We start from the raw sequence: 22180 nt of genomic DNA on the forward strand, positions 1-22180 counted from the left end.
AACGACTGATTGTAATAGAGAAAAAGAAAAACAATCGGAAGTTTTATTTTAATAAAAAGAGGAGCGTATTTCCTATGATCGGTATTTTAAAAAAGGTGTTTGATGTAAATCAACGCCAAATTAAACGTATGCAAAAGACAGTTGAGCAAATTGATGCATTAGAGTCATCTATTAAGCCACTAACTGATGAACAATTAAAAGGAAAGACGCTTGAATTTAAAGAACGTCTAACAAAAGGTGAAACAGTAGATGATTTACTACCTGAAGCTTTTGCAGTTGTTCGCGAAGCGGCAACTCGTGTTCTTGGAATGCGTCCATATGGCGTACAGTTAATGGGTGGTATTGCCTTACATGAAGGGAATATTTCTGAGATGAAAACGGGTGAAGGTAAAACGTTAACATCTACATTACCTGTATATTTAAATGCTTTAACAGGAAAAGGTGTTCACGTTGTTACAGTCAATGAATATTTAGCACAACGTGATGCGAGCGAAATGGGACAACTTCATGAGTTTCTTGGCTTAACGGTAGGAATTAACTTAAATAGTATGTCACGCGAAGAGAAACAAGAGGCTTATGCTGCTGATATTACGTATAGCACAAATAATGAGCTTGGATTCGATTACTTACGTGATAACATGGTTTTATATAAAGAGCAGTGCGTTCAACGTCCACTTCACTTTGCTATTATCGATGAAGTCGATTCTATTTTAGTCGATGAAGCACGTACGCCGCTTATTATTTCAGGACAAGCTCAAAAATCAACAGAGCTATACATGTTTGCAAATGCATTTGTTCGTACGTTAGAAAATGAAAAAGATTATTCATTTGATGTGAAAACGAAAAATGTAATGCTAACAGAAGATGGTATTACGAAAGCAGAGAAAGCTTTCCATATTGAAAACTTATTCGATTTAAAACATGTAGCACTTCTTCACCATATTAATCAGGGGCTTCGTGCACACGTTGTTATGCATCGTGATACAGATTATGTTGTACAAGAAGGCGAAATCGTAATTGTAGACCAATTCACTGGTCGTCTTATGAAAGGTCGTCGTTATAGCGAAGGATTACACCAAGCGATTGAAGCAAAAGAAGGTGTAGAAATTCAAAATGAAAGCATGACGCTTGCAACAATTACATTCCAGAACTACTTCCGTATGTATGAAAAATTATCTGGTATGACTGGTACAGCGAAAACAGAGGAAGAGGAATTCCGTAACATTTACAATATGAACGTTATTGTAATTCCGACAAACAAACCGATTATTCGTGATGATCGTGCCGATTTAATCTTTAAATCAATGGAAGGTAAGTTCAATGCTGTTGTTGAGGATATTGTAAATCGTCATAAAAAAGGACAACCTGTTCTTGTAGGTACAGTTGCAATTGAAACTTCAGAGCTTATTTCAAAAATGTTAACGCGTAAAGGTGTACGTCATAACATCTTAAATGCGAAAAACCATGCTCGTGAAGCAGATATCATTGCAGAGGCTGGTATGAAAGGTGCTGTAACAATCGCGACGAACATGGCAGGTCGTGGTACAGATATTAAGCTTGGAGACGATGTGAAAAACGTTGGTTTAGCAGTTATCGGTACAGAGCGTCACGAAAGTCGTCGTATTGATAATCAGTTACGTGGTCGTGCTGGTCGTCAAGGGGACCCTGGTGTTACGCAGTTCTACTTATCGATGGAAGATGAATTAATGCGCCGATTTGGTTCAGATAATATGAAAGCAATGATGGACCGCCTTGGTATGGATGATTCTCAGCCGATTGAAAGTAAAATGGTTTCTCGTGCGGTAGAATCTGCACAAAAACGTGTTGAAGGAAATAACTATGATGCACGTAAGCAGTTACTGCAATATGATGATGTACTTCGTCAGCAACGTGAAGTTATTTACAAACAGCGTCAAGAGGTAATGGAGTCTGACAACTTACGCGGCATTATTGAAGGTATGATGAAATCTACAGTAGAACGTGCTGTTGCTCTTCATACACAAGAGGAAATTGAAGAAGATTGGAACATTAAAGGTCTTGTTGACTACTTAAATACAAACCTTCTTCAAGACGGAGATGTAAAAGAAGAAGAATTACGTCGCCTTGCTCCTGAGGAAATGAGCGAGCCAATTATTGCGAAATTAATTGAGCGATACAATGAAAAAGAAAAGCTTATGCCAGAAGAGCAAATGCGTGAGTTTGAGAAGGTTGTTGTATTCCGCGTTGTAGATACGAAATGGACAGAGCATATTGATGCGATGGATCACCTTCGTGAAGGTATTCATTTACGTGCTTACGGTCAAATCGATCCACTTCGTGAGTACCAAATGGAAGGGTTCGCGATGTTCGAGTCAATGGTTGCTTCTATTGAAGAGGAAATTTCTCGTTACATTATGAAAGCTGAAATTGAACAAAACTTAGAACGTCAAGAAGTTGTTCAAGGTGAAGCTGTTCATCCTTCTAGCGATGGCGAAGAAGCAAAGAAAAAGCCAGTTGTAAAAGGTGACCAAGTGGGCCGCAACGATTTATGTAAATGTGGTAGCGGTAAAAAATATAAAAACTGCTGTGGTATCGTTCAGTAATATAGGACGGTAGCTTAGGCTGTTTTGCAAACTTTTATATCAAAAATGTATAATTAAGAAGGATTAAACTCTCTCCGTAATAAGTGGAGAGAGTTTCCCTTGTTTTCATACGAAAGTAACAGCAATTACATAGAGGTGAAGGAAATGGAATTAGTAGAAATTAGACAGGAATTAGAGAAAATGGCTAAGCGATTAGCGGCTTTTAGGGGGTCTCTTTGACCTCCCTACTAAGGAGAAACAAATTGCAGAATTAGAAGAGAAAATGATGGGCGCAGGATTTTGGGATGACCAACAAGGCGCACAAGCTGTAATTAATGAAGCGAATGCGTTAAAAGATATGGTTGGAAAGTTCCGTCAGTTAGATGAGACGTTCGAAAATTTAGAAATCACGCATGAGCTTTTAAAAGAAGAGTATGATGAAGATTTACATGAGGAATTAGAATCAGAAGTAAAAGGCTTAATTCAAGAAATGAATGAGTATGAGCTTCAGTTACTATTAAGTGATCCTTATGATAAAAATAATGCGATTTTAGAATTACATCCAGGTGCAGGTGGAACTGAGTCACAAGACTGGGGTTCTATGCTATTACGTATGTACACACGCTGGGCTGAAAAACGCGGATTCAAAGTAGAAACGGTTGACTATTTACCAGGTGATGAAGCTGGTATTAAGAGTGTAACTTTATTAATTAAAGGTCATAACGCTTACGGTTACTTAAAAGCAGAGAAAGGTGTACATCGTCTTGTACGTATTTCACCATTTGATTCTTCAGGGCGTCGTCATACATCATTCGTATCTTGTGAAGTTGTACCAGAGTTCAATGATGAAGTTGAAATCGAAGTACGTACAGAAGATTTAAAAATTGATACGTACCGAGCAAGTGGAGCTGGTGGACAGCACGTAAATACGACAGATTCAGCAGTTCGTATTACACATACACCGACAAATACGGTTGTAACATGTCAGTCGGAGCGTTCTCAAATTAAAAACCGTGAGCATGCGATGAAAATGTTAAAAGCGAAATTATATCAAAAGAAACTAGAAGAGCAACAAGCAGAATTAGATGAAATTCGCGGAGAGCAAAAAGAAATCGGATGGGGTAGCCAAATCCGTTCTTACGTATTCCACCCGTATTCTCTTGTAAAAGACCATCGTACAAATACGGAGGTTGGTAACGTACAAGCTGTTATGGATGGAGAGATTGATCCATTTATTGATGCTTACTTACGTTCTCGCATCTAATAAGCGAAAAAAAGCCAACGAAATTGTTGGCGCATGCTGAGGACAATAGAGGATATAAAGAATTTGATTTTATTTTTATAGATGAAGTAAAGAGGAAGAGAAGTTGGAAACGACAACTTCTCTTTTTGATGGGATTATATGTAGATTACAATGCTGTATATTGTTTTGTAAAAAGTAGAGAATAGTAAAATAGAGCGGTAATATGGTAAAGATTTATATAGAACTTTTCTAATTTTCCTTTTAAAAAGGATGCTTTATAGAAGTTTTTTTAGTTGTTCACAGAATTGAAACAACTTATGAAAGCTTTATTTTATCAAGGTTCTCACTGTATTTTTGAGGAATATGAAATACACCTTAGTTTTTCTATATAAAGATAATGCTTATAATGAAAATGAGTGTGTTAGGAATAAAAAGAATATCAACAATGGGGAGCGATAGAAGTGAAAAAGAAATTGTTGGCTATTGCGCTAGGGACATCGGTTGTTTTTGCTTTAGGAGCATGCGGAAATAAAGAAGAGAGTAAGTCTTCGAAACAGTCTGCAAGCACAGACAGCGCAGAACAAATTTTCCAAAGAAGTTGTGCGGGATGTCACGCAACAGATTTATCAGGGGCAACTGGACCTGATTTAAGAAAAGTAGGCGGTAAGTACGACGCTGCAGATATCGAAGAGATTATTAAAAAAGGCCGCGGTTCAATGTCACCAGGACTTATTCAAGGTGAAGATGCGAAAAAAGTGTCTGAATGGTTAGCTGAACATAAATAAAAAAGGTGAAATGGACGAGTTGATAATATAGTCAACTCGTTTTCCTTTTTTCTGGTATGTAACATAACTGTAACAAAAATGTATCCAAATTGGAAACCGTTTGATGTTACAATGGGGTTTGTAGAATTTTGCTGAAATATATTACATAGAGTGGTATTGCTTATGAGAAAGCATAAGTAAACTATCTTCAACAAGGATGACTAAATGAAAATGAAGGATGTCTTTTGTTTTCAGATGTACAGAAAAGTATTTCGAAAAAAATCATTAAGTATTGGGTGATAAATAATGATAAAAATGACGAATGTTTATAAGGAGTACCCGAATGGTATGAAAGCCATTGCTGGTCTTACAGTTAACATTAAACAAGGTGAATTCGTATACGTAGTTGGACCGAGTGGAGCCGGAAAATCTACATTTATTAAAATGATGTATCGTGAAGAGAAACCATCTACAGGATCTATTAATGTAAATGGACTTACTATCGAAACATTGGCAGAAAGAGACGTTCCGTATTTTCGTCGTCAATTAGGCGTGATTTTCCAAGATTTCAAATTGCTACCTAAATTAACGGTATATGAGAATGTTTCGTTTGCTTTAGAAGTAATTGAAGAAGAACCGGATGCAATTCGTGAGCGTGTAACAGAAGTTCTAGGTCTTGTAGGCCTTGAAGATCGTGCAGACGCACTTCCAAGTGAGCTTTCGGGCGGGGAGCAACAACGTGTGGCTATTGCAAGAGCAATTGTAAATAGACCAAAGGTTGTAATTGCCGATGAGCCAACAGGTAACTTAGATATTGAAACAGCTCTTGATATTATGAATATTTTTACTCGCATTAATGAGCGCGGCACAACGATTGTTATGGCGACGCATAATGCAGATATCGTAAATACAATCCGTCATCGTGTAATCGCGATTGAAGGCGGAAAAATTGTTCGAGATGAGATTGAGGGAGGATACGGATATGAAGGCTAAGACCCTTAGTCGACATTTGCGAGAAGGTGTAAAGAATCTATCACGTAACGGATGGATGACATTTGCTTCTGTTAGTGCAGTAACAGTTACATTATTACTTGTAGGTGTCTTTTTAACAGCGATTATGAATATGAACCATTTTGCGACGAAAGTAGAGCAAGATGTAGAGATTCGTGTACACATTGATCCAGCTGCAAAAGAAGCGGATCAAAAGAAATTAGAAGAAGATATGAGTAAGATTGCAAAAGTAGATTCTATTAAATATTCTTCTAAAGAAGAAGAGTTAAAACGTTTAATTAAAAGCTTAGGTGATAGTGGAAAAACGTTTGAGTTATTTGAACAAGATAACCCACTTAAAAACGTATTCGTTGTAAAAGCAAAAGAACCAACCGATACAGCGACAATCGCGAAGAAGGTTGAAAAAATGCAGTTTGTTAGTAATGTTCAGTACGGAAAAGGACAAGTTGAACGATTATTTGATACTGTAAAAACTGGTCGTAACATTGGGATTGCGTTAATTGCTGGTCTTTTATTCACAGCGATGTTCTTAATCTCTAATACAATTAAAATTACAATTTATGCTCGTAGTACAGAAATTGAAATTATGAAACTTGTTGGTGCAACAAACTGGTTTATTCGTTGGCCATTCTTGCTAGAGGGATTATTCTTAGGAGTATTAGGATCAATTATTCCAATTGGCCTAATTCTAATTACGTATAATTCGTTGCAAGGTGTGTTTAATGAAAAACTTGGCGGAACAATTTTCGAGCTTCTACCATACAGTCCGTTCGTATTCCAATTAGCTGGTTTACTAGTGTTAATCGGTGCTTTAATCGGTATGTGGGGAAGTGTAATGTCAATTCGTCGCTTCTTAAAAGTATAAAAAGTTGCAAACATAATTCGTACAAGCTTATCATATAGTAGAAATAGGTAAAGGCATCACACACTGTGTGATGCCTTTTGCTACACCACCTGTGTGTTTTGGAAAGGGGAATTCCGCATTGAAACGTAGAGTTGCAATTATTGGAATGGTTGTTGCATTTTTAATTGGTGCTGGCGGAATGTTTGCAGGCATGTCTGTATTTGGGGTTAACCCATCAGAAGTAACGCAAACAATTTCGAGTGGGAATGCTAGCACTGCGCAAGGGAATTTGGCAAAAATTAATGAGGCGTATGCACTAATTGATTCACGTTATGTGGAAGACGTGAAAGATGAAAAGTTAGTTGAAGGTGCAATACAAGGTATGTTGTCTACGCTGAAGGACCCTTATTCCACGTATATGGATAAAGAAACAGCCAAACAGTTTAGTGAATCGCTTGATCCCGAATTAGAGGGGATTGGGGCTGAGGTGAACAAGACGGACGGTAAGCTTATTATCGTATCGCCAATTAAAGGTTCACCAGCAGAAAAGATAGGAATTAAACCGAATGACCAAATTTTATCTGTAGATGGAAACAGTGTGAAAGACTTATCACGTGAAGAAGCAGTATTAAAAATTCGTGGTAAAAAGGGAACGACTGTCGCAATTGAAATTAAACGTGCGGGAGTAACTGATCCGATTGTATTTAAAATTAAGCGTGAAAAGATTCCGATCTTTACAGTGTTTAGTTCTGTGAAGCAAGAGAGCGGAAAAGATATCGGTTATATGCAAATCACTTCTTTTGCTGAAAATACAGCGAAAGAATTTAAGGATCAGTTAAAAGAGTTAGAGAAGAAAAATATAAAAGGCTTAGTTATTGACGTGCGTGGTAATCCTGGTGGCTACTTAAATAGTGTAGAAGATATACTAGGGGAAATTATGACGAATAAAAAGCCGATGCTACAAGTAGAGCAGCGAAATGGTGAGAAGAAGAAATTCTCTACGGAACTGAAAGAGAGAAAACCATATCCAATTTCAGTATTAATTGATAATGGAAGTGCTTCTGCTTCAGAGATTTTAGCGGGTGCGCTAAAAGAAGGAGAAGGATACGATTTAATTGGTGAAAAGACATTTGGTAAAGGTACTGTCCAGCAAGCTGTTCCATTTAAAGACGGCAGCAACATTAAATTAACGATGTTTAAATGGTTAACGCCGGATGGGAACTGGATTCATAAAAAAGGAATCGCGCCAACAGTAGAAGTGAAGCAACCAAATTATTATCATGCGACACCAATTCAAATTGAAAAAACACTTTCATACAATTCAAATGATGTACAAGTAAAACATGCTCAGGAAATGCTTAAGAGCTTAGGTTATGTACCAGGTCGTGAAGATGGATACTTTAGTAAAGAGACAGAATCTGCTCTGAAAGCATTCCAAAATGCAAATGAAATGGAAGCGACAGGACAGCTTGATAAAAAGACAGCTGAAGCGATTCAAACTAAAATTATCGAAAAAATCCGTTCTGGAGAAAATGATCTACAATTACAGTCAGCATTAAAATTAATTGCAAAATAAGAAGAAATACAGGCAGTTTGCTGCCTGTATTTTTTTGTGTTAAACAAACGTTTGTTTAGTTATGATAATATAAAAAGAAAGAATGATATAAATGGTGGTGAATGAGTTCGTGGAGGCGTGGATTTTTGAAATAATGCGGGCAGTTGGACGTTTTTTCTTACACCCTGCTGTCTATATATTTGTAATAAGTAGTATCTTCGTTGGATACTTACGTATGTTAAGAGAACGAAAAGATTTTTCTTTTAAAGTTTATGATATTTGGTTTGAACTGCGAACCTCTCTATTTGCAGGGATTGGATACGGATTAGTAGTATCTATTATTACGATTGGGCTTGGACTTGTTGTTTCTAAAGCAAGCTTATGGGCCATTTTAATTTGGACGTTACTATTTGGATTAACGGCTATGTATCGATATTTATCGGCGGCTTATACATTTAGCATTGCGATTGTATGTGTTCTATTATCTTCTAAGCTACCAGTTTCCTTTTTACAGCTTCGAGAAGGTGAAGAGAGTACCATTGTATCCCTTGTTATTTTACTAGGCGTTATGCTTATTGTAGAAGGCTTATTGATTTCGAAAAACGCAGTAGGATATTCGACGCCGAGGATTAGGCAGGGGAAGCGTGGATTAAAGATTGGTTTACACGAATCAAAGCGTTTATGGATCGTTCCTATTTTTATTCTTGTACCGGGTGATGCGGTAACGCAGTTTATTTCATGGTGGCCTGTCGTTTCAATAGGTTCAAATACATATTCTCTATTCCTCGTTCCATTTTTAATTGGATTTATGAGAAATATTAGAAGTTATGAGCCGACGGAAGCTTTATTATTTACAGGAAGACGTGTTTATGGGTTAGCAGGACTTGTGCTCGTTTTAGGAATCGCAAGTTACTGGTGGCACGTACTTGCAATTATCGCGATGGGAGTCGCTATGCTTGGGCGTTTCACAATTTCGATGCAAGAAAAAATTGCCGATGAAACAAGACCAGCGTATTTTGCTGCACGCAATGATGGGCTCGTTGTACTAGATACAATTCCAAATACAATTGGAGCAGAGCTGAAATTACTGCCTGGAGAAATTATTACGAAAGTAAATGGAGTCATTCCAAAAAGCGCGGAGGAATTTTATGATGCGCTTCAAACGAAGACGACAGGAGCATTTTGTAAATTAGAAGTATTAGATACAAATGGTGAGCTTCGTCTTGCACAAACTGCATTATATGCTGGTGGACATCACGAATTAGGTATTGTATTCGTTGAACAGGAGCATGAGTGGGATTCGGAAGCGATGTAATAGAAGGAATGGTATCACCTTGTGGTGGTACCTTTTTTGTTTTTGGGGATGGGAGAGTAGTTAGTAAATGAAGTTTATATCGGCGATTTTGCAAATATATCAGCGCAACTCGAAATATATCGGCGATTATTCGAATATATCGACTTTCCAGCAAAAAAACGACAACTATCGCAAAGCTTATTTTCAGTTTCATAGACGGATAACTTGAATAATTATTTGATAATGGTTATCATTTAGGGAGTCTTTTTAATTTTGGAAAATGGAGGTAAGATATGCTGCGTAAATTTTTCTCGTACTATAAACCGTATAAAGGTTTATTTATACTCGACTTTTCTTGTGCGGTTGTCGCAGGATTATTAGAACTTGGCTTCCCGCTTATCGTAAACCAATTTATTGATAAGTTATTGCCAGGGCAAAACTGGACGCTTATTTTATGGGCTTGTTTCGGTTTACTCGCAGTTTATATGTTAAATGCAGGCCTGCAATATGTCGTTACATATTGGGGACATATGCTTGGTGTTAACATTGAAACAGATATGAGGCAGAAATTATTTGATCATATTCAAAAGCTATCATTCAGATTTTTTGATAATAATAAAACAGGTCATTTAATTTCACGCCTTACAAACGATTTAATGGAAATTGGGGAAATTGCTCACCATGGACCAGAAGATTTATTTATCGCCGTAATGACTTTAGTTGGGGCATTCTCATTTATGATGATGATCAACTGGAAGTTAGCGTTATTAACGTTCTTCGTCATTCCATTCCTATTATGGTTAGCGCTGTACTTCAATAAAAAAATGACAGGTACATTTAGACGTTTATTCTCAGACGTTGCTGATTTCAATGCATGTATTGAGAACAACGTTGGTGGTATTCGCGTTGTACAAGCATTCGGAAATGAAAAGTTTGAGAAAGAGCAATTTGCTGTTAACAACGCTCGTTTCCGTACAACAAAATTAATGGCGTATAAAATTATGGCGTTAAATTCGTCGATTAGTTATATGCTCATGCGTCTCGTAACGCTCTTCGTCTTAATATGCGGTACATGGTTTGTTCTGCAAGGAGAATTAACGTACGGTGGATTTATCGGATTCGTTCTATTAACGAATATTTTCTTCCGCCCAATTGAAAAAATTAACGCGGTAATCGAAAGCTATCCGAAAGGAATCGCCGGTTTTAAAAGATATGTAGAGCTTCTTGAAACAGAGCCTGACATTGTAGACTCTAAAGATGCAATGGAAGTGAAGCATGTACACGGTGATATTCAATATAACAACATTACGTTTGGATATGAAAATAAAGAACCGATTTTAAATGACATTAGTTTGAAAATACATGCAGGTGAAACAGTTGCGTTCGTTGGACCATCAGGAGCTGGGAAAACGACGTTATGTAGCCTATTACCACGTTTTTATGAACAATCATCTGGGTCGATCCAAATTGATGGAATTGATACGAAAGATATGACATTATCTTCACTTCGTAAGCAAATTGGAATTGTGCAGCAAGACGTGTTCTTATTCTCAGGAACAATTCGTGAAAATATCGCTTACGGAAATTTAAAAGCATCAGAAGCTGAAATTTGGCAGGCAGTAAAACGCGCGCAATTAGAAGATTTAATTTACTCACAGCCGGACGGTTTAGATACTGTTATCGGTGAGCGCGGCGTGAAACTTTCAGGTGGACAAAAGCAGCGTCTAGCTATTGCTCGTATGTTCTTGAAAAACCCCCCAATTTTAATATTGGATGAAGCAACTTCTGCATTAGATACAGAGACAGAACTTGCGATTCAAAAATCGCTTGCGGAGCTATCTGTTGGCCGTACAACATTAGTTATCGCTCACAGACTTGCAACGATTAAAAATGCAGATCGCATCGTCGTTGTAAATAAAGACGGTATTGCAGAACAAGGTTCACATAATGAATTAATTGAGCAAGGTGGAGGATACAGTAGGTTATACGAAGCTCAGTTTAGTTCGTAAATATAATTTGTACAGAATTAGTGCACCATAAGTAGGTGAAAATCTCATATGGGAGGTAATAAAGTATGATTGTAACAACAACGTCTACAATTCAAGGAAAAGAAATTATTGAGTACATCGATATTGTCAATGGAGAAGCGATTATGGGCGCGAATATCGTTCGTGACCTTTTCGCCTCCGTCCGTGACGTTGTCGGCGGTCGCTCAGGCGCTTACGAAAGCAAATTGAAAGAAGCACGTGACATCGCAATGGAAGAGATGAAAACTTTCGCAAGACAAAAAAATGCAAATGCAATTGTTGGTATCGACGTGGATTACGAGGTAGTTCGCGAAGGAATGCTAATGGTTGCTGTGAGCGGGACTGCTGTCCGTATCTAAAATGAAAAGCCGTGCTGATGCACGGCTTTTTGTATTCTATGTCGAAGATTCAATATTTCTTGGGAAATGTGGAATGCCCCGTCGATATATAGGGAAGACATTAGAGTGCTTCTTTACATTTTTGAATTTGAGTTAATAATTTTGCGTATTCTTGTTCGAGAGATGTGATGTCATCGTGATGATTTGGAATGGAAATCCGGCCGATGACTTCTGTTAATTTTGTTTGTAATCGTAACATTTCTTGCTCAGTAACGTTTACAGAATCTCCGGTGGTTCTTTTTGTGTATTGCTCGTAATTACCGTGGAAGATTCTTGGTTCATTCTCATCTACTTGTAGAATATGGTCTGCAACAGAGCGAATAAAGGCGCGGTCATGGCTAATGAAAAGTATTGTGCCAGGATATTCTTGTAACATGGTTTCTAATTCTTCTTGCGTCGCTAAGTCTAAATAGTTTGTCGGTTCATCTAGCAGAAGCATATTATAGTTTCCTAAAAATACTTTTGCGAGTGCAACCTTCATTCTTTCACCCCCGCTTAGAACGTGCAAAGGTTTATGAACATCCTCACGGCGGAATAGAAGTCGCGCAAGTATTGTGCGAACGAATGCTTCTGTATAGTTTGTTTCTTCTAGAACATTTTCTAAAATGGTTTTATCTGTTTTTAAAATAGATAATGTTTGTTCGAAGTATCCAATTTTACAACTTTTCGATAGCTGCATGCCACGCTCGTTTGTGAGAAGCATGTTGAACAAAGTGGTTTTGCCGCTTCCATTTGCCCCTAAAACGGCAAGCTTTGCACCAGGGGCAATAGTTCCATTCATATTTTTAAATAGTATACGGTCGCCTATTTTCTTTGTTGCTTTATTGAATTGTACTGCCACCTTACTATGAATGGGTGTATGGTATTGCACGTCAAATTGAGCTTGAGAAAGATCCTTTGGCTTTTCCTTCTTTTCTAGTTTTTCGAGACGTGTCTCTAATGCTTTTGCTGCTTTACTAACCTGTTCTTGGCCATGAGCCCCACTTAACCTATAAAGTCTAGATTCAGATGAACTGAACCGTGTTGGGATTTTTTTCATGTTAGAAGCACGTTGCTTTCTTTGTAGAATGGACTGTTCTAAACGATTTTTTTCTTGTATATATTGCTCATATTCTGCTTGTTTTTGTATTCGTTCACGTTCTTTTTGTTTTCGATAGTTTGAATAATTACCTTTGTACTCTTGAATAATACCGTCTTCAATTTCAATAATTTTGGTACATATATTATCTAGAAATTCACGGTCATGCGATATTAAAACAAGTGCCCCTTTATAAGATGAAAGTGCCTTTTCTAATTGCTCTGTACCGACCATATCTAAGTGGCTTGTTGGTTCATCAGCGAATAAAATGCCTGCATTTTGTTCGAGAGCATGCGCAATCTTTAGTCGCATTCGTTCACCGCCGCTCATTGCGTCGGTAACGTTTGAAATACTCCATTTTCCTTTTGCGAGAGAAGAAGCGGTTTCCGGTAGTTCTTCGCTGAGCTGAGGAATGATGGCGATAGAACTATGATGAGTTACTATGCCTCTGTCAGCTTCTATTTCTTTACTTAATATTTGTAATAACGTAGATTTACCAGCTCCGTTGACTCCGACAATTCCTATGCGATCCTGTGCTTGAATTTCCAGTGATGGTAATGTAAATAGTGTGCGATCACCAAAGCTCTTTTCAATATTACGTGCGAATAAAATAGTCATAAAAAAACCTCCCTAGTTTCACTAGAGAGGATAAACGTCGCCCTTGTATGTAAAAAATCGTACATAAATAAACGATTTTTTACATGATCGTTTCGAAAGAAAGTATCGACAAATGGACAGACTAATCCTCTGCTAGTTTTCATCATTTTTGTTCACTATTTGTGATGGATGAAATAAATAAGAGAATTAGAACTTCATTGGTCAAAGTACCTTCCTTTCATAATATTACTTTTATTGTATGCGCATACAAAAGGGTTTGTCAAACTTATTTCTGTTCGCTATTTTTGAATTTATTATTATACAATTGTGCTTTTGCTAGCGCCTCAGCATCGTTTTTAATTTCATCCAGTCCATTCGCATCTCCAATAACATAACCTTCAAATGAAGAACCAACAAAATCAAAGATATATTGGAATTGAGCAATAAGCGGTAATGCTTTTAGCTTTGGATTATCCCCGCCAACGATGACAACATACATTTTTTTGCCTTTCATTTTTTCTTTGAAATGAAGAGATGTATCGCGCAAGCTTTGTGACCAGCGATCAACAAAGTTTTTCATATGTCCACTCATTCCGTACCAATATAATGGTGTAGCAAAGATAATCGTGTCGTGCTCTAGCATGCGTTTGGTTAACTGCTCATAGTCATCATTTACGGATTGGAATCCTTCTGCATCATGACGTTGGTCTATAATAGGATAGACGGTATGATCACGCAAATAAATTTGTTCTGTTTCAATGTCCTCTATCATCATATGTGTTAAAGCTTCTGTATTTCCGTTTTGTCTTGAACTGCCATGTATAACAAACATGTAATCATCCCTTTTCTTTTGCATGTTTTAGGAGTGAAACGTGTTTTTGCAAATTCGTTTGGATGTTGGAAAGCAATGAGATTTGCTTTGTTACTTCATTGAGTTTATCTTCGTAAAGCGTAAGGATACTGCTGCACGGATTGTCGTACAGGTGCGGTTCAATTTCAAGGCAGCGCAGCATCCTTGCCGTCTCTTCTAAATTTAAGCCGATTTGTAAGTACATTTGAATAAGCTCCACTTTTTCGATGGCACTTTCATTAAAATCACGGTAGCCATTTGCAAGGCGCTTAGAAGGGAGTAAGCCCTTTTCTTCGTAATGTCTTAGTGATCTTTCACTAACGCCAGTTTCTTTTGATAATTCTCCAATTCGCAATGTATTTCACTCCTTTTACATGTATTGTAAACCTTCACACTAATGTGAAGGTCAACTCTGTTTTTTCGCAAAAGAATCTACATGATTTAAGAACACTTGAATGGCTTTAGATGGAATGAAATATTTACCGCGCACGATGGAAAACGGACGGATTAGTTGTTCATTTGGAACTTCGACGTGGAATAGTTCTTTTGCTAATAGCTCTTTCCGTACAGTCCAATCAGAAAGGATAGCGATGCCAAGCCCGGCACTAACAGCTTCCTTTACGCTTTGGATACTACTGAATGTAAAGAATCGTTTCATTTTTAAATGGTGTTGATGAATAAAGCGGTCACTATAAGCGCGTGTACCAGAACCACTTTCTCTTAATACCCATACTTGATCTTGGAGTGTACTTTCATTTATTTCATTTGTGCGGAGTAATGGATGATTTGGCGGGACGACGAGCTTCATTTCATCTTGCATAAATGTTTCAACATCTACGTCGGCGTATACGACTTGTCCTTCCACTAGGCCGATATCAATTTGATTAGAGCGAAGGCTTTGCAAAACGTCTTCTGTATTTGAGATGAAAGTATGAACTTCGACGTGTGGATTTTCATTCGCATAGTTAGCCAGTATTTTTGGAAGTAAGTATTCGCCAATTGTAAAACTAGCACCAATGCGAAGTGTTCCTGTTACAACGTTATGTAGTTCATTAATTTCTTGTTTAGCATCTTCGTAAAGAGAGAGCATTTGCTTTGCATGTATATATAATATGTTTCCAGCTTCAGTAACTTGGACGTGCTTCGGGGAGCGTTGAATAAGCGTAGTGCCAAATTCGTTTTCTAAGTTGCGTATATGCATACTTACTCCAGGCTGTGAAAGGTTTAATAATTCTGCTGCACGGGAGAAGTGTTTCTGTTCAACGACAGTAACAAAAATTTTTAAAATGTCTACGTTCATATAATGGGCTCCTTTCTTTTTCTATCATCTTATCATAAGTATTTCTGATGATAGAGATTTGGTATTGGTATTAAACTTATTATAGAAACTCTCTTATAATGTAAGTAGAAAGAACATGCATGTTCCAATACGATTATTGGAGTGGTTCAAAATGGAACAAACACTTGTTATACAAAAGAAGAAGCGTTTTGGATTTTCGCAAGGAATTGGGATTACATTATTAATCGCAATTGCCGCGAAATATTTAGCAGAGCTTCCATTTTTAAATATTATGGGACAATTAGTAATTGCTATTCTAATTGGGATGGTTTGGCGCGCTGCAATTGGAGTTCCTCACGATGCGATAGCAGGAACGAACTTTGCGAGTAAGAAGTTGCTGCGCTTTGGGATCATCTTACTTGGAATGCGATTAAATCTTGTTGATATTGCGAAGGCGGGACCGAAAGTATTGGTCATCGCGGCGGTTGTTATTACATTTACTATTTTTGTTGTATACGGACTAACGAAAGTATTTAAAGTAGAAAAGAAACTTGGGATTTTAACAGCATGCGGTACGGCAATTTGCGGCGCAGCCGCGGTCGTGGCAATTGCACCGCAAGTGAAAGCGAAGGACGATGAAACAGCAGTTGGGGCAGCAATCATCGCGATTTTAGGTACCATATTTACGCTTATTTATACGTTATTATATCCAGTGCTTGGTTTATCTCCGTACGGTTATGGTGTATTCTCAGGTGCGACGCTTCATGAAATCGCTCATGTCATCGCAGCTGCGGCGCCAGGAGGAAGTACTGCTGTAGACATCGCAGTTATTGTGAAGTTAACGCGCGTAGCAATGCTTGTGCCAGTAGCGATTTTAATTGGTCTATGGTTTGGTAAGAGTGAAGGTAGCAAAGAAAAGAAATCGTGGCGCGAACTTCCAATACCATGGTTCATTTTCGGGTTCTTAGCGATGAGTGCAGTGCATTCGCTCGGGATTATTCCAGAAGTTGTTGCGGGATACATTGTTGTTCTTGCTTACATGCTTATCGCAATGGCGATGGCAGGGCTCGGTTTAAATGTAGAGTTTAAAACGTTTCGTAAATTAGGAAGTAAAGCATTCGTGGCAGGGCTGATTGGCTCGGTTTGCTTATCGGTTCTTGGATACGTTCTTGTATATGCGTTAGGATTTATGTAGTAGAGGAGAAAGCTGTTCCCGAAGGTATTTGGGGACAGCTTTTTCTTATGATTATAGTAGCGCTACGGATGTCGGTATTTGTCGGTAAGTCGATATATTTGAAAAATCATCGATATAAATGGAGTTGCGCTGATATATTTGAGAAATCGCCGATATAAATTGAATTACTCTCGTACTTTGTTAGAGTGGATGTTCAGTGAAATGTTTTTCTAAAATTTGTAAAGATATCTTTACTTATAACTGGAAAATATTTATAATTTAAGTAAAGATATCTTTACTTTTGAAGGTGGAGCCTATGGGTGTAAAAAATAAAATAAAAGAGTTAAGAAAGCAAAATCATATAACACAAGTTGAAATGGCAAAGGTGATGCAGGTGACGCGGCAGACGATAGTGGCGATTGAAAATCATCATTACAATCCAAGTCTAGAGTTATCTTTAAAAATTGCCAAATATTTTGGAGTGAAGGTGGAGGAAATCTTTACGCTGGAGTAAGGGGAGAGAAATGGTAGGAAAACGAGCATAGCGATAGGGGGAATAAAAAATGCAGGATGAGTTTGAGAGATTTCAGTCAGATAAAGCGTTTAAATATGTAGGGTTATTTTTTACGATTAGTTTAGCGATATGGAGTTTATATAATTTAATTGTTGATGGAAATGCTGGTATGCCGTTTGTTTTATTTGTACTAGGGCAGTGGGTGTATTTTCTTGTGAACTATTGGTCGAAGTGGAAATATAGAAATCGAAAAGAGGCTAATCATGTATGAGTAAGAGAGAGGTCATGAGATTCGTAGGGAGTTTGCTTGTAGCAGAAATTCTTTTAAATACGAGTTTAATGATTTTAAGTATTTCGTGGGGAACTATTTTTATATCGAATGTAGCGCTAGTCATTTTATATGGAATTTCGGAATATAAAGAGCAGAAGCGTTTGAAAGAAGAGGGAGTACCATCAATTGATGAGCGAGTTGTGAACAAGATGAAGTCATATTTTATGATTTGTATTACAAGCTTCGTTTTCTTGTTTATTATGTATCTTTGTATAAATAAGTATTTAGATAGGCAAGCAGTACATGTAACTGAGCTATTATATATTGCTATTTTTGGTGTATTAATTAGTATCGCATCAACGAGTGTGTTAGCAACAAGGAATAATAGATAGAAAAAGGGGAACTGGGATGGGATTACCGGTGTTATGTGTCGCTACAGCTATATTTTCGCTTCTTTGGGGAATGCAAAACTTTTCTCGTAATCCAGTGCCGAGCATTTGTATTATGATTGGTACTGTAGGTTTATCGTATTATTTATTATTATTAGCCCATTATCATAAAACGGCAACGAGTGTTGTTGTTGGAGCACTTATTTTATTTTGTGGGCGCGCCATACAAAAGGGGTTATTTCCATAAAAGCTGTTTATACACTTTGTATAAACAGCTTTTTGTATTTTTTTTACAAAACACTTGAAAGTTACGTAACGTCATCTTTTATAATGAAGGGGAAGAGGTGATGGTAGTGATTTCAATACAACAATTGACGAGAGAAACAGGGGTTACAGTACGTACACTACGTTATTATGATCAAATAGATTTATTAAAGCCGAGCGGAAAAACAGAGGGTGGACATCGGCTATATAGTGAAAATGACGTTATTCGTTTGCAACAAATTTTATTTTTGAAAGAAATGGGATTTTCATTAAAAGAAGCTGCGAATATGTTAGTAAAAGGTGAGCTGGATTTAAAAAATTCGCTTGAAAAACAACTTCGCTTTGTACAGGAAGAACAAAAGAAATTTAATCGAATGGAGCGTGTTTTACAAGCGGTTGTTTATTCGGTAGATGTAGAGGGAGAACTTGATTGGAAAGTTATGTTTGAACTTATTCAGCTTTCGAAACAGTCTCCTCGTATACGTGAAATATTTCAAAATGAAGTATTTTCAAAGGAAGAACAAAAGTTGCTTCATAATTTGCCGAATATGAGTGAAGAAGATCCGAATGTTTTAGAATGGGTAGATTTATTAAAGCAATTACGTAATTTTATGAAGGAAGGTAAAGAAACTGCAAGTGATGAGGTACAACGGGCAACGAAGAAATTAATGCAGAAGTGTTTAGAAATGGCTAATGGTGACGAGGCGTTTTTAGATAAGTTATGGGAAGTTAGAAAATCGAAGGAAGATTCACAGAAAATGAGCATGTATCCAATTGAAGAAGAACTTTTAGTATATATGGATGAGGCTTTTCGTATTTATGATGAAAGGGAGAAGGATAAATGAGTATACTCGCAGAATATCGTTGGTATTTTTTAATTGGGGCAGAAATTGTATTTTGGTTATCAGCTATCGGTTTCTTTTTACTTCGCTACGGATTCCGTTTGAAAAAGGCGAGCTTTATTATGGGGATTGTACTCCTCGTAAATGAAGTGTTTATTTTAACTTTAGGAGTAGTGGACTATTATCAAACAGGAAAGTTCTCTAACTTTCAAATCATTACTGTAATCATTTTATTATATGCAGTTTTCTACGGGAAAAAGGATTTAAAGAAGCTTGATATATTTGTACAAAAATCAGTTGCGAAATGGCGTAATGAACCGGCGCCTATTATTGAAGAACAGGTAGAATTAACAGGCATGGCCTATACAAAGCAGGAAATAAAAAATTGGATATTACATCTTGTTTTATTCGTTGGTGTGCACATATTCTTTTTCTTCGCGTATGGATTTATTCCATTTGAACAATGGGGTAATTGGTTAGAATCGGGAATCGTTTTAAATAAAGCTGCAAGTCGCGTGAGCCAAGTGTGGGCGATTGTATTTTTAGTTGATACAGCAATTTCATTTTCATATGTGATTTTTCCGAAGAAGGAGAAAGGAAAAGAAAAGCTACTTTCATAGTTAAAAGTAGCTTTTCTGGTATACAAATAAATTTTATAGGAGAGGATGACAATAGAAAAAAGAACCAGTTGTATATGTCTATTTCTCTTTAGTTTAGTAGCATGTTCACCATCTAGCACTATAATTGATAAGAAGAATGATGTCATTGTAAAGGAAGCAGGAACTTCCAATCTAGATAAATTCGAACAGTTCGTTATGAACGTTGATCAAGGGAAAGTTGATAAAATAAGAATTGTACAGTATACCGATGAAGGTGACCCGGTTTTTCAAACGTTAGAGCATAGTGGGAAAGATATCCTTTATGTGTTAGATAGTAGACAAGACAAGTTTGCTGGTGACCATAAAGGATTACATAAAGATAGTTGTAAAAGTATTGTTAAAGAGCTGCGCGAATCAGAAAGTACTTATCGGTTAACAGATTGTATGAATGAAGCTGGGCGCAATGGATATGACTTAGTATATGTATCTAAAAAATAGAATTAGTAGAGGAAGGAAGTATTTACTCCTTCCTTTTTCTATGTGTATATTGTCGAAAACTTTACCGAATATCTGTTCGCTTTTTTAGGTTTTTTATAGGTATTCGTGGTAAAATAATAATACAGATTTTTATGAGGAGGTCGGATTATACTTGGAACGTCAATTTGAAATTGTCTCAGCGTATTCCCCGCAAGGTGATCAGCCGGTAGCTATAGAGAAGCTTGTAGAGGGAATTAATAGTGGAAAGAAAAAGCAAGTGTTGCTTGGAGCAACAGGAACGGGTAAGACATTTACGATTTCAAATGTCATTAAAGAAGTGCAAAAGCCAACACTTGTTATGGCTCATAATAAAACGTTAGCAGGGCAGTTATATAGTGAGTTGAAAGACTTTTTCCCGAATAATGCAGTTGAATATTTTGTTAGTTACTACGATTATTATCAGCCAGAAGCGTATGTACCACAAACAGATACGTTTATTGAAAAAGATGCGCAGATTAATGATGAAATTGATAAATTGCGTCACTCGGCAACGTCTGCATTATTTGAACGGGACGATGTAATTATCGTTGCGAGTGTTTCGTGTATATATGGTTTAGGTTCTCCAGAAGAATACCGCGAGCTAGTTGTTTCGCTTCGAGTTGGTATGGAAAAAGACCGTAATCAATTGCTTCGTGAACTTGTTGATGTACAGTATGGACGTAATGATATTGATTTCAAGCGTGGTACATTCCGTGTGCGAGGAGATGTAGTTGAAATCTTCCCGGCATCACTTGATGAGCATTGTATTCGAATCGAATTTTTCGGTGATGAAATCGATCGTATTCGTGAAGTAAATGCGTTAACAGGTGAAGTATTAGCAGAACGTGATCATGTAGCAATCTTCCCAGCATCTCACTTCGTTACACGTGAAGAAAAGATGAAGGTCGCTATTGAAAATATCGAAAAAGAATTAGAAGAGCGTTTAAAGGAATTAAATGATAACGGCAAGTTGTTAGAAGCGCAGCGTATAGAACAGCGTACACGTTATGATTTAGAAATGATGCGCGAGATGGGATTTTGTTCAGGTATTGAAAATTACTCCCGTCATTTAACACTTCGTCCAGCGGGGGCAACGCCGTATACGCTATTAGACTATTTCCCGAAAGATTTCTTAATCGTTATGGATGAATCGCACGTATCAGTACCGCAAGTAAGAGCGATGTATAACGGGGACCAAGCGCGTAAGCAAGTGCTTGTGGATCATGGATTCCGTCTGCCGTCAGCTTTAGATAATAGACCGCTCACATTCGATGAGTTTGAAGAGAAAACGAATCAAGTTATTTATGTTTCAGCAACGCCAGGACCGTATGAGTTAGAGCAGTCGCCAGAAGTAATAGAACAAATTATTCGTCCAACAGGGCTTTTAGATCCACCAATTGATATACGACCAATTGAAGGGCAAATTGACGATTTATTAGGAGAGATTCAAGATCGTATTGCAAAAAATGAACGTGTATTAATTACGACTTTAACGAAGAAAATGTCAGAGGATTTAACGGATTACTTAAAAGATGTAGGAATTAAAGTTAACTATCTTCACTCTGAAATTAAAACGTTAGAACGTATTGAAATTATCCGCGATCTTCGCCTCGGTAAATTTGATGTACTTGTCGGCATTAACTTATTGCGAGAAGGATTAGATATTCCGGAAGTATCACTTGTAGCTATTTTAGATGCTGATAAGGAAGGGTTCTTGCGTTCAGAACGTTCATTAATTCAAACAATCGGTCGTGCCGCGCGTAATGAAAACGGCCGCGTTATTATGTATGCAGATCGTATAACGAAATCTATGGGAATTGCGATTGAAGAAACGAAGCGTCGTCGTAGTATACAAGAAGCTTACAATGAAGAGCATGGTATTACGCCGAAAACGATTCAAAAAGGCGTTCGTGATGTTATCCGTGCAACGACAGCTGCTGAAGAGACAGAAACATACGAAGCAACTCCTGCTAAGAAAATGACGAAAAAAGAGCGCGAAAAGACAATTGCGAAGATGGAAGCAGAGATGAAAGAAGCAGCAAAAGCGTTAGACTTCGAGCGTGCAGCTGAACTAAGAGATTTACTATTAGAATTAAAAGCGGAAGGGTGA

The 22180-nt window shown here is 37.3% G+C and carries 22 protein-coding genes; 18 read left to right on the plus strand and 4 right to left on the minus strand.

The features are described 5' to 3' along the window. The first annotated feature begins 74 nt into the window (after positions 1-74). The 9 genes from secA to ACTFP3_RS19500 all read left to right on the plus strand — a co-directional run bounded on the left by secA (position 75) and on the right by ACTFP3_RS19500 (position 11658). Complete coding sequence (secA, locus tag ACTFP3_RS19460; protein ID WP_000579387.1) at positions 75-2582, plus strand: preprotein translocase subunit SecA; 2508 nt, start codon at positions 75-77, stop codon at positions 2580-2582. 144 nt (positions 2583-2726) lie between these two features. Beyond that, positions 2727-3825, plus strand: a protein-coding gene (gene prfB, locus ACTFP3_RS19465; protein WP_096001716.1) for a peptide chain release factor 2 whose coding sequence is annotated in 2 segments (ribosomal slippage) — positions 2727-2798 and positions 2800-3825 — 1098 coding nt in all. Because the reading frame shifts where the segments join, the coding sequence is not laid out codon by codon here. 440 nt (positions 3826-4265) lie between these two features. Then, entirely contained in the window at positions 4266-4589 is a 324-nt protein-coding gene (cccB, locus tag ACTFP3_RS19470; RefSeq protein ID WP_000727971.1) for a cytochrome c551, read from the plus strand. 285 nt (positions 4590-4874) lie between these two features. Then, positions 4875-5561 carry a cell division ATP-binding protein FtsE gene (gene ftsE / locus ACTFP3_RS19475; protein ID WP_000594321.1) on the plus strand — a complete coding sequence of 229 codons (687 nt, stop codon included), beginning with the start codon at positions 4875-4877 and terminating at the stop codon, positions 5559-5561. Beyond that, positions 5551-6444, plus strand: a complete 894-nt coding sequence (gene ftsX / locus ACTFP3_RS19480; RefSeq protein ID WP_000645027.1) for a permease-like cell division protein FtsX — start codon at positions 5551-5553, stop codon at positions 6442-6444. The genes ftsE and ftsX overlap by 11 nt, the downstream gene beginning before the upstream one ends. A 118-nt stretch (positions 6445-6562) precedes the next feature. After that, on the plus strand, positions 6563-7999 hold the full coding sequence (locus ACTFP3_RS19485; protein WP_440011015.1) for a S41 family peptidase: 1437 nt from the start codon (positions 6563-6565) through the stop codon (positions 7997-7999). A 91-nt stretch (positions 8000-8090) separates the two neighbouring features. Next, positions 8091-9293 carry a PDZ domain-containing protein gene (locus tag ACTFP3_RS19490; protein ID WP_326035789.1) on the plus strand — a complete coding sequence of 401 codons (1203 nt, stop codon included), beginning with the start codon at positions 8091-8093 and terminating at the stop codon, positions 9291-9293. Between the two features lie 272 nt (positions 9294-9565). Then, on the plus strand, positions 9566-11281 hold the full coding sequence (locus ACTFP3_RS19495; RefSeq protein ID WP_000944620.1) for an ABC transporter ATP-binding protein: 1716 nt from the start codon (positions 9566-9568) through the stop codon (positions 11279-11281). Positions 11282-11346: 65 nt separating this feature from the next. Next, positions 11347-11658 carry a YbjQ family protein gene (locus tag ACTFP3_RS19500; protein WP_139896182.1) on the plus strand — a complete coding sequence of 104 codons (312 nt, stop codon included), beginning with the start codon at positions 11347-11349 and terminating at the stop codon, positions 11656-11658. 100 nt (positions 11659-11758) lie between these two features. Here ACTFP3_RS19500 and abc-f read toward each other — a convergent pair whose 3' ends face one another. The 4 genes from abc-f to ACTFP3_RS19520 form a co-directional block, all read right to left on the minus strand. Continuing rightward, positions 11759-13393: a ribosomal protection-like ABC-F family protein gene (gene abc-f / locus ACTFP3_RS19505; RefSeq protein WP_440011017.1), complete on the minus strand. Its 1635-nt coding sequence runs from the start codon at positions 13391-13393 to the stop codon at positions 11759-11761. A 265-nt stretch (positions 13394-13658) separates the two neighbouring features. Continuing rightward, positions 13659-14204 (minus strand): flavodoxin family protein, encoded by a 546-nt coding sequence (locus ACTFP3_RS19510; RefSeq protein ID WP_242284126.1) that lies wholly within the window; start codon positions 14202-14204, stop codon positions 13659-13661. A 4-nt stretch (positions 14205-14208) separates the two neighbouring features. After that, entirely contained in the window at positions 14209-14577 is a 369-nt protein-coding gene (locus ACTFP3_RS19515; RefSeq protein ID WP_326035791.1) for a MerR family transcriptional regulator, read from the minus strand. Positions 14578-14628: 51 nt separating this feature from the next. Then, positions 14629-15522 carry a LysR family transcriptional regulator gene (locus ACTFP3_RS19520; protein ID WP_001099987.1) on the minus strand — a complete coding sequence of 298 codons (894 nt, stop codon included), beginning with the start codon at positions 15520-15522 and terminating at the stop codon, positions 14629-14631. A 151-nt stretch (positions 15523-15673) separates the two neighbouring features. Here ACTFP3_RS19520 and ACTFP3_RS19525 point away from each other — a divergent pair, with 151 nt between their 5' ends. The 9 genes from ACTFP3_RS19525 to uvrB all read left to right on the plus strand — a co-directional run bounded on the left by ACTFP3_RS19525 (position 15674) and on the right by uvrB (position 22180). After that, positions 15674-16696, plus strand: coding sequence for a YeiH family protein (locus tag ACTFP3_RS19525; protein WP_000438432.1), 1023 nt, complete (start codon positions 15674-15676; stop codon positions 16694-16696). Positions 16697-16991: 295 nt separating this feature from the next. Continuing rightward, positions 16992-17189 (plus strand): helix-turn-helix transcriptional regulator, encoded by a 198-nt coding sequence (locus ACTFP3_RS19530; RefSeq protein ID WP_000538370.1) that lies wholly within the window; start codon positions 16992-16994, stop codon positions 17187-17189. 49 nt (positions 17190-17238) lie between these two features. Continuing rightward, positions 17239-17460 (plus strand): hypothetical protein, encoded by a 222-nt coding sequence (locus tag ACTFP3_RS19535; RefSeq protein WP_336456912.1) that lies wholly within the window; start codon positions 17239-17241, stop codon positions 17458-17460. Then, positions 17457-17852, plus strand: coding sequence for an ATPase (locus tag ACTFP3_RS19540; RefSeq protein WP_332284088.1), 396 nt, complete (start codon positions 17457-17459; stop codon positions 17850-17852). Before ACTFP3_RS19535 ends, ACTFP3_RS19540 begins: the two co-directional genes overlap by 4 nt. Before the next feature lie 16 nt (positions 17853-17868). After that, positions 17869-18096: a hypothetical protein gene (locus ACTFP3_RS19545; RefSeq protein WP_000524139.1), complete on the plus strand. Its 228-nt coding sequence runs from the start codon at positions 17869-17871 to the stop codon at positions 18094-18096. A gap of 100 nt (positions 18097-18196) precedes the next feature. After that, on the plus strand, positions 18197-18958 hold the full coding sequence (locus ACTFP3_RS19550; RefSeq protein ID WP_264622708.1) for a MerR family transcriptional regulator: 762 nt from the start codon (positions 18197-18199) through the stop codon (positions 18956-18958). After that, positions 18955-19575: a hypothetical protein gene (locus ACTFP3_RS19555; protein WP_000025221.1), complete on the plus strand. Its 621-nt coding sequence runs from the start codon at positions 18955-18957 to the stop codon at positions 19573-19575. Before ACTFP3_RS19550 ends, ACTFP3_RS19555 begins: the two co-directional genes overlap by 4 nt. Positions 19576-19620: 45 nt before the next feature. Further along, positions 19621-20052 carry a DUF4362 domain-containing protein gene (locus ACTFP3_RS19560; protein ID WP_046393079.1) on the plus strand — a complete coding sequence of 144 codons (432 nt, stop codon included), beginning with the start codon at positions 19621-19623 and terminating at the stop codon, positions 20050-20052. Between the two features lie 151 nt (positions 20053-20203). Next, positions 20204-22180: an excinuclease ABC subunit B gene (gene uvrB, locus ACTFP3_RS19565; protein WP_000441059.1), complete on the plus strand. Its 1977-nt coding sequence runs from the start codon at positions 20204-20206 to the stop codon at positions 22178-22180.

The organism is Bacillus cereus group sp. MYBK5-2, from assembly GCF_051915685.1.
GTDB lineage: Bacteria > Bacillota > Bacilli > Bacillales > Bacillaceae_G > Bacillus_A > Bacillus_A cereus.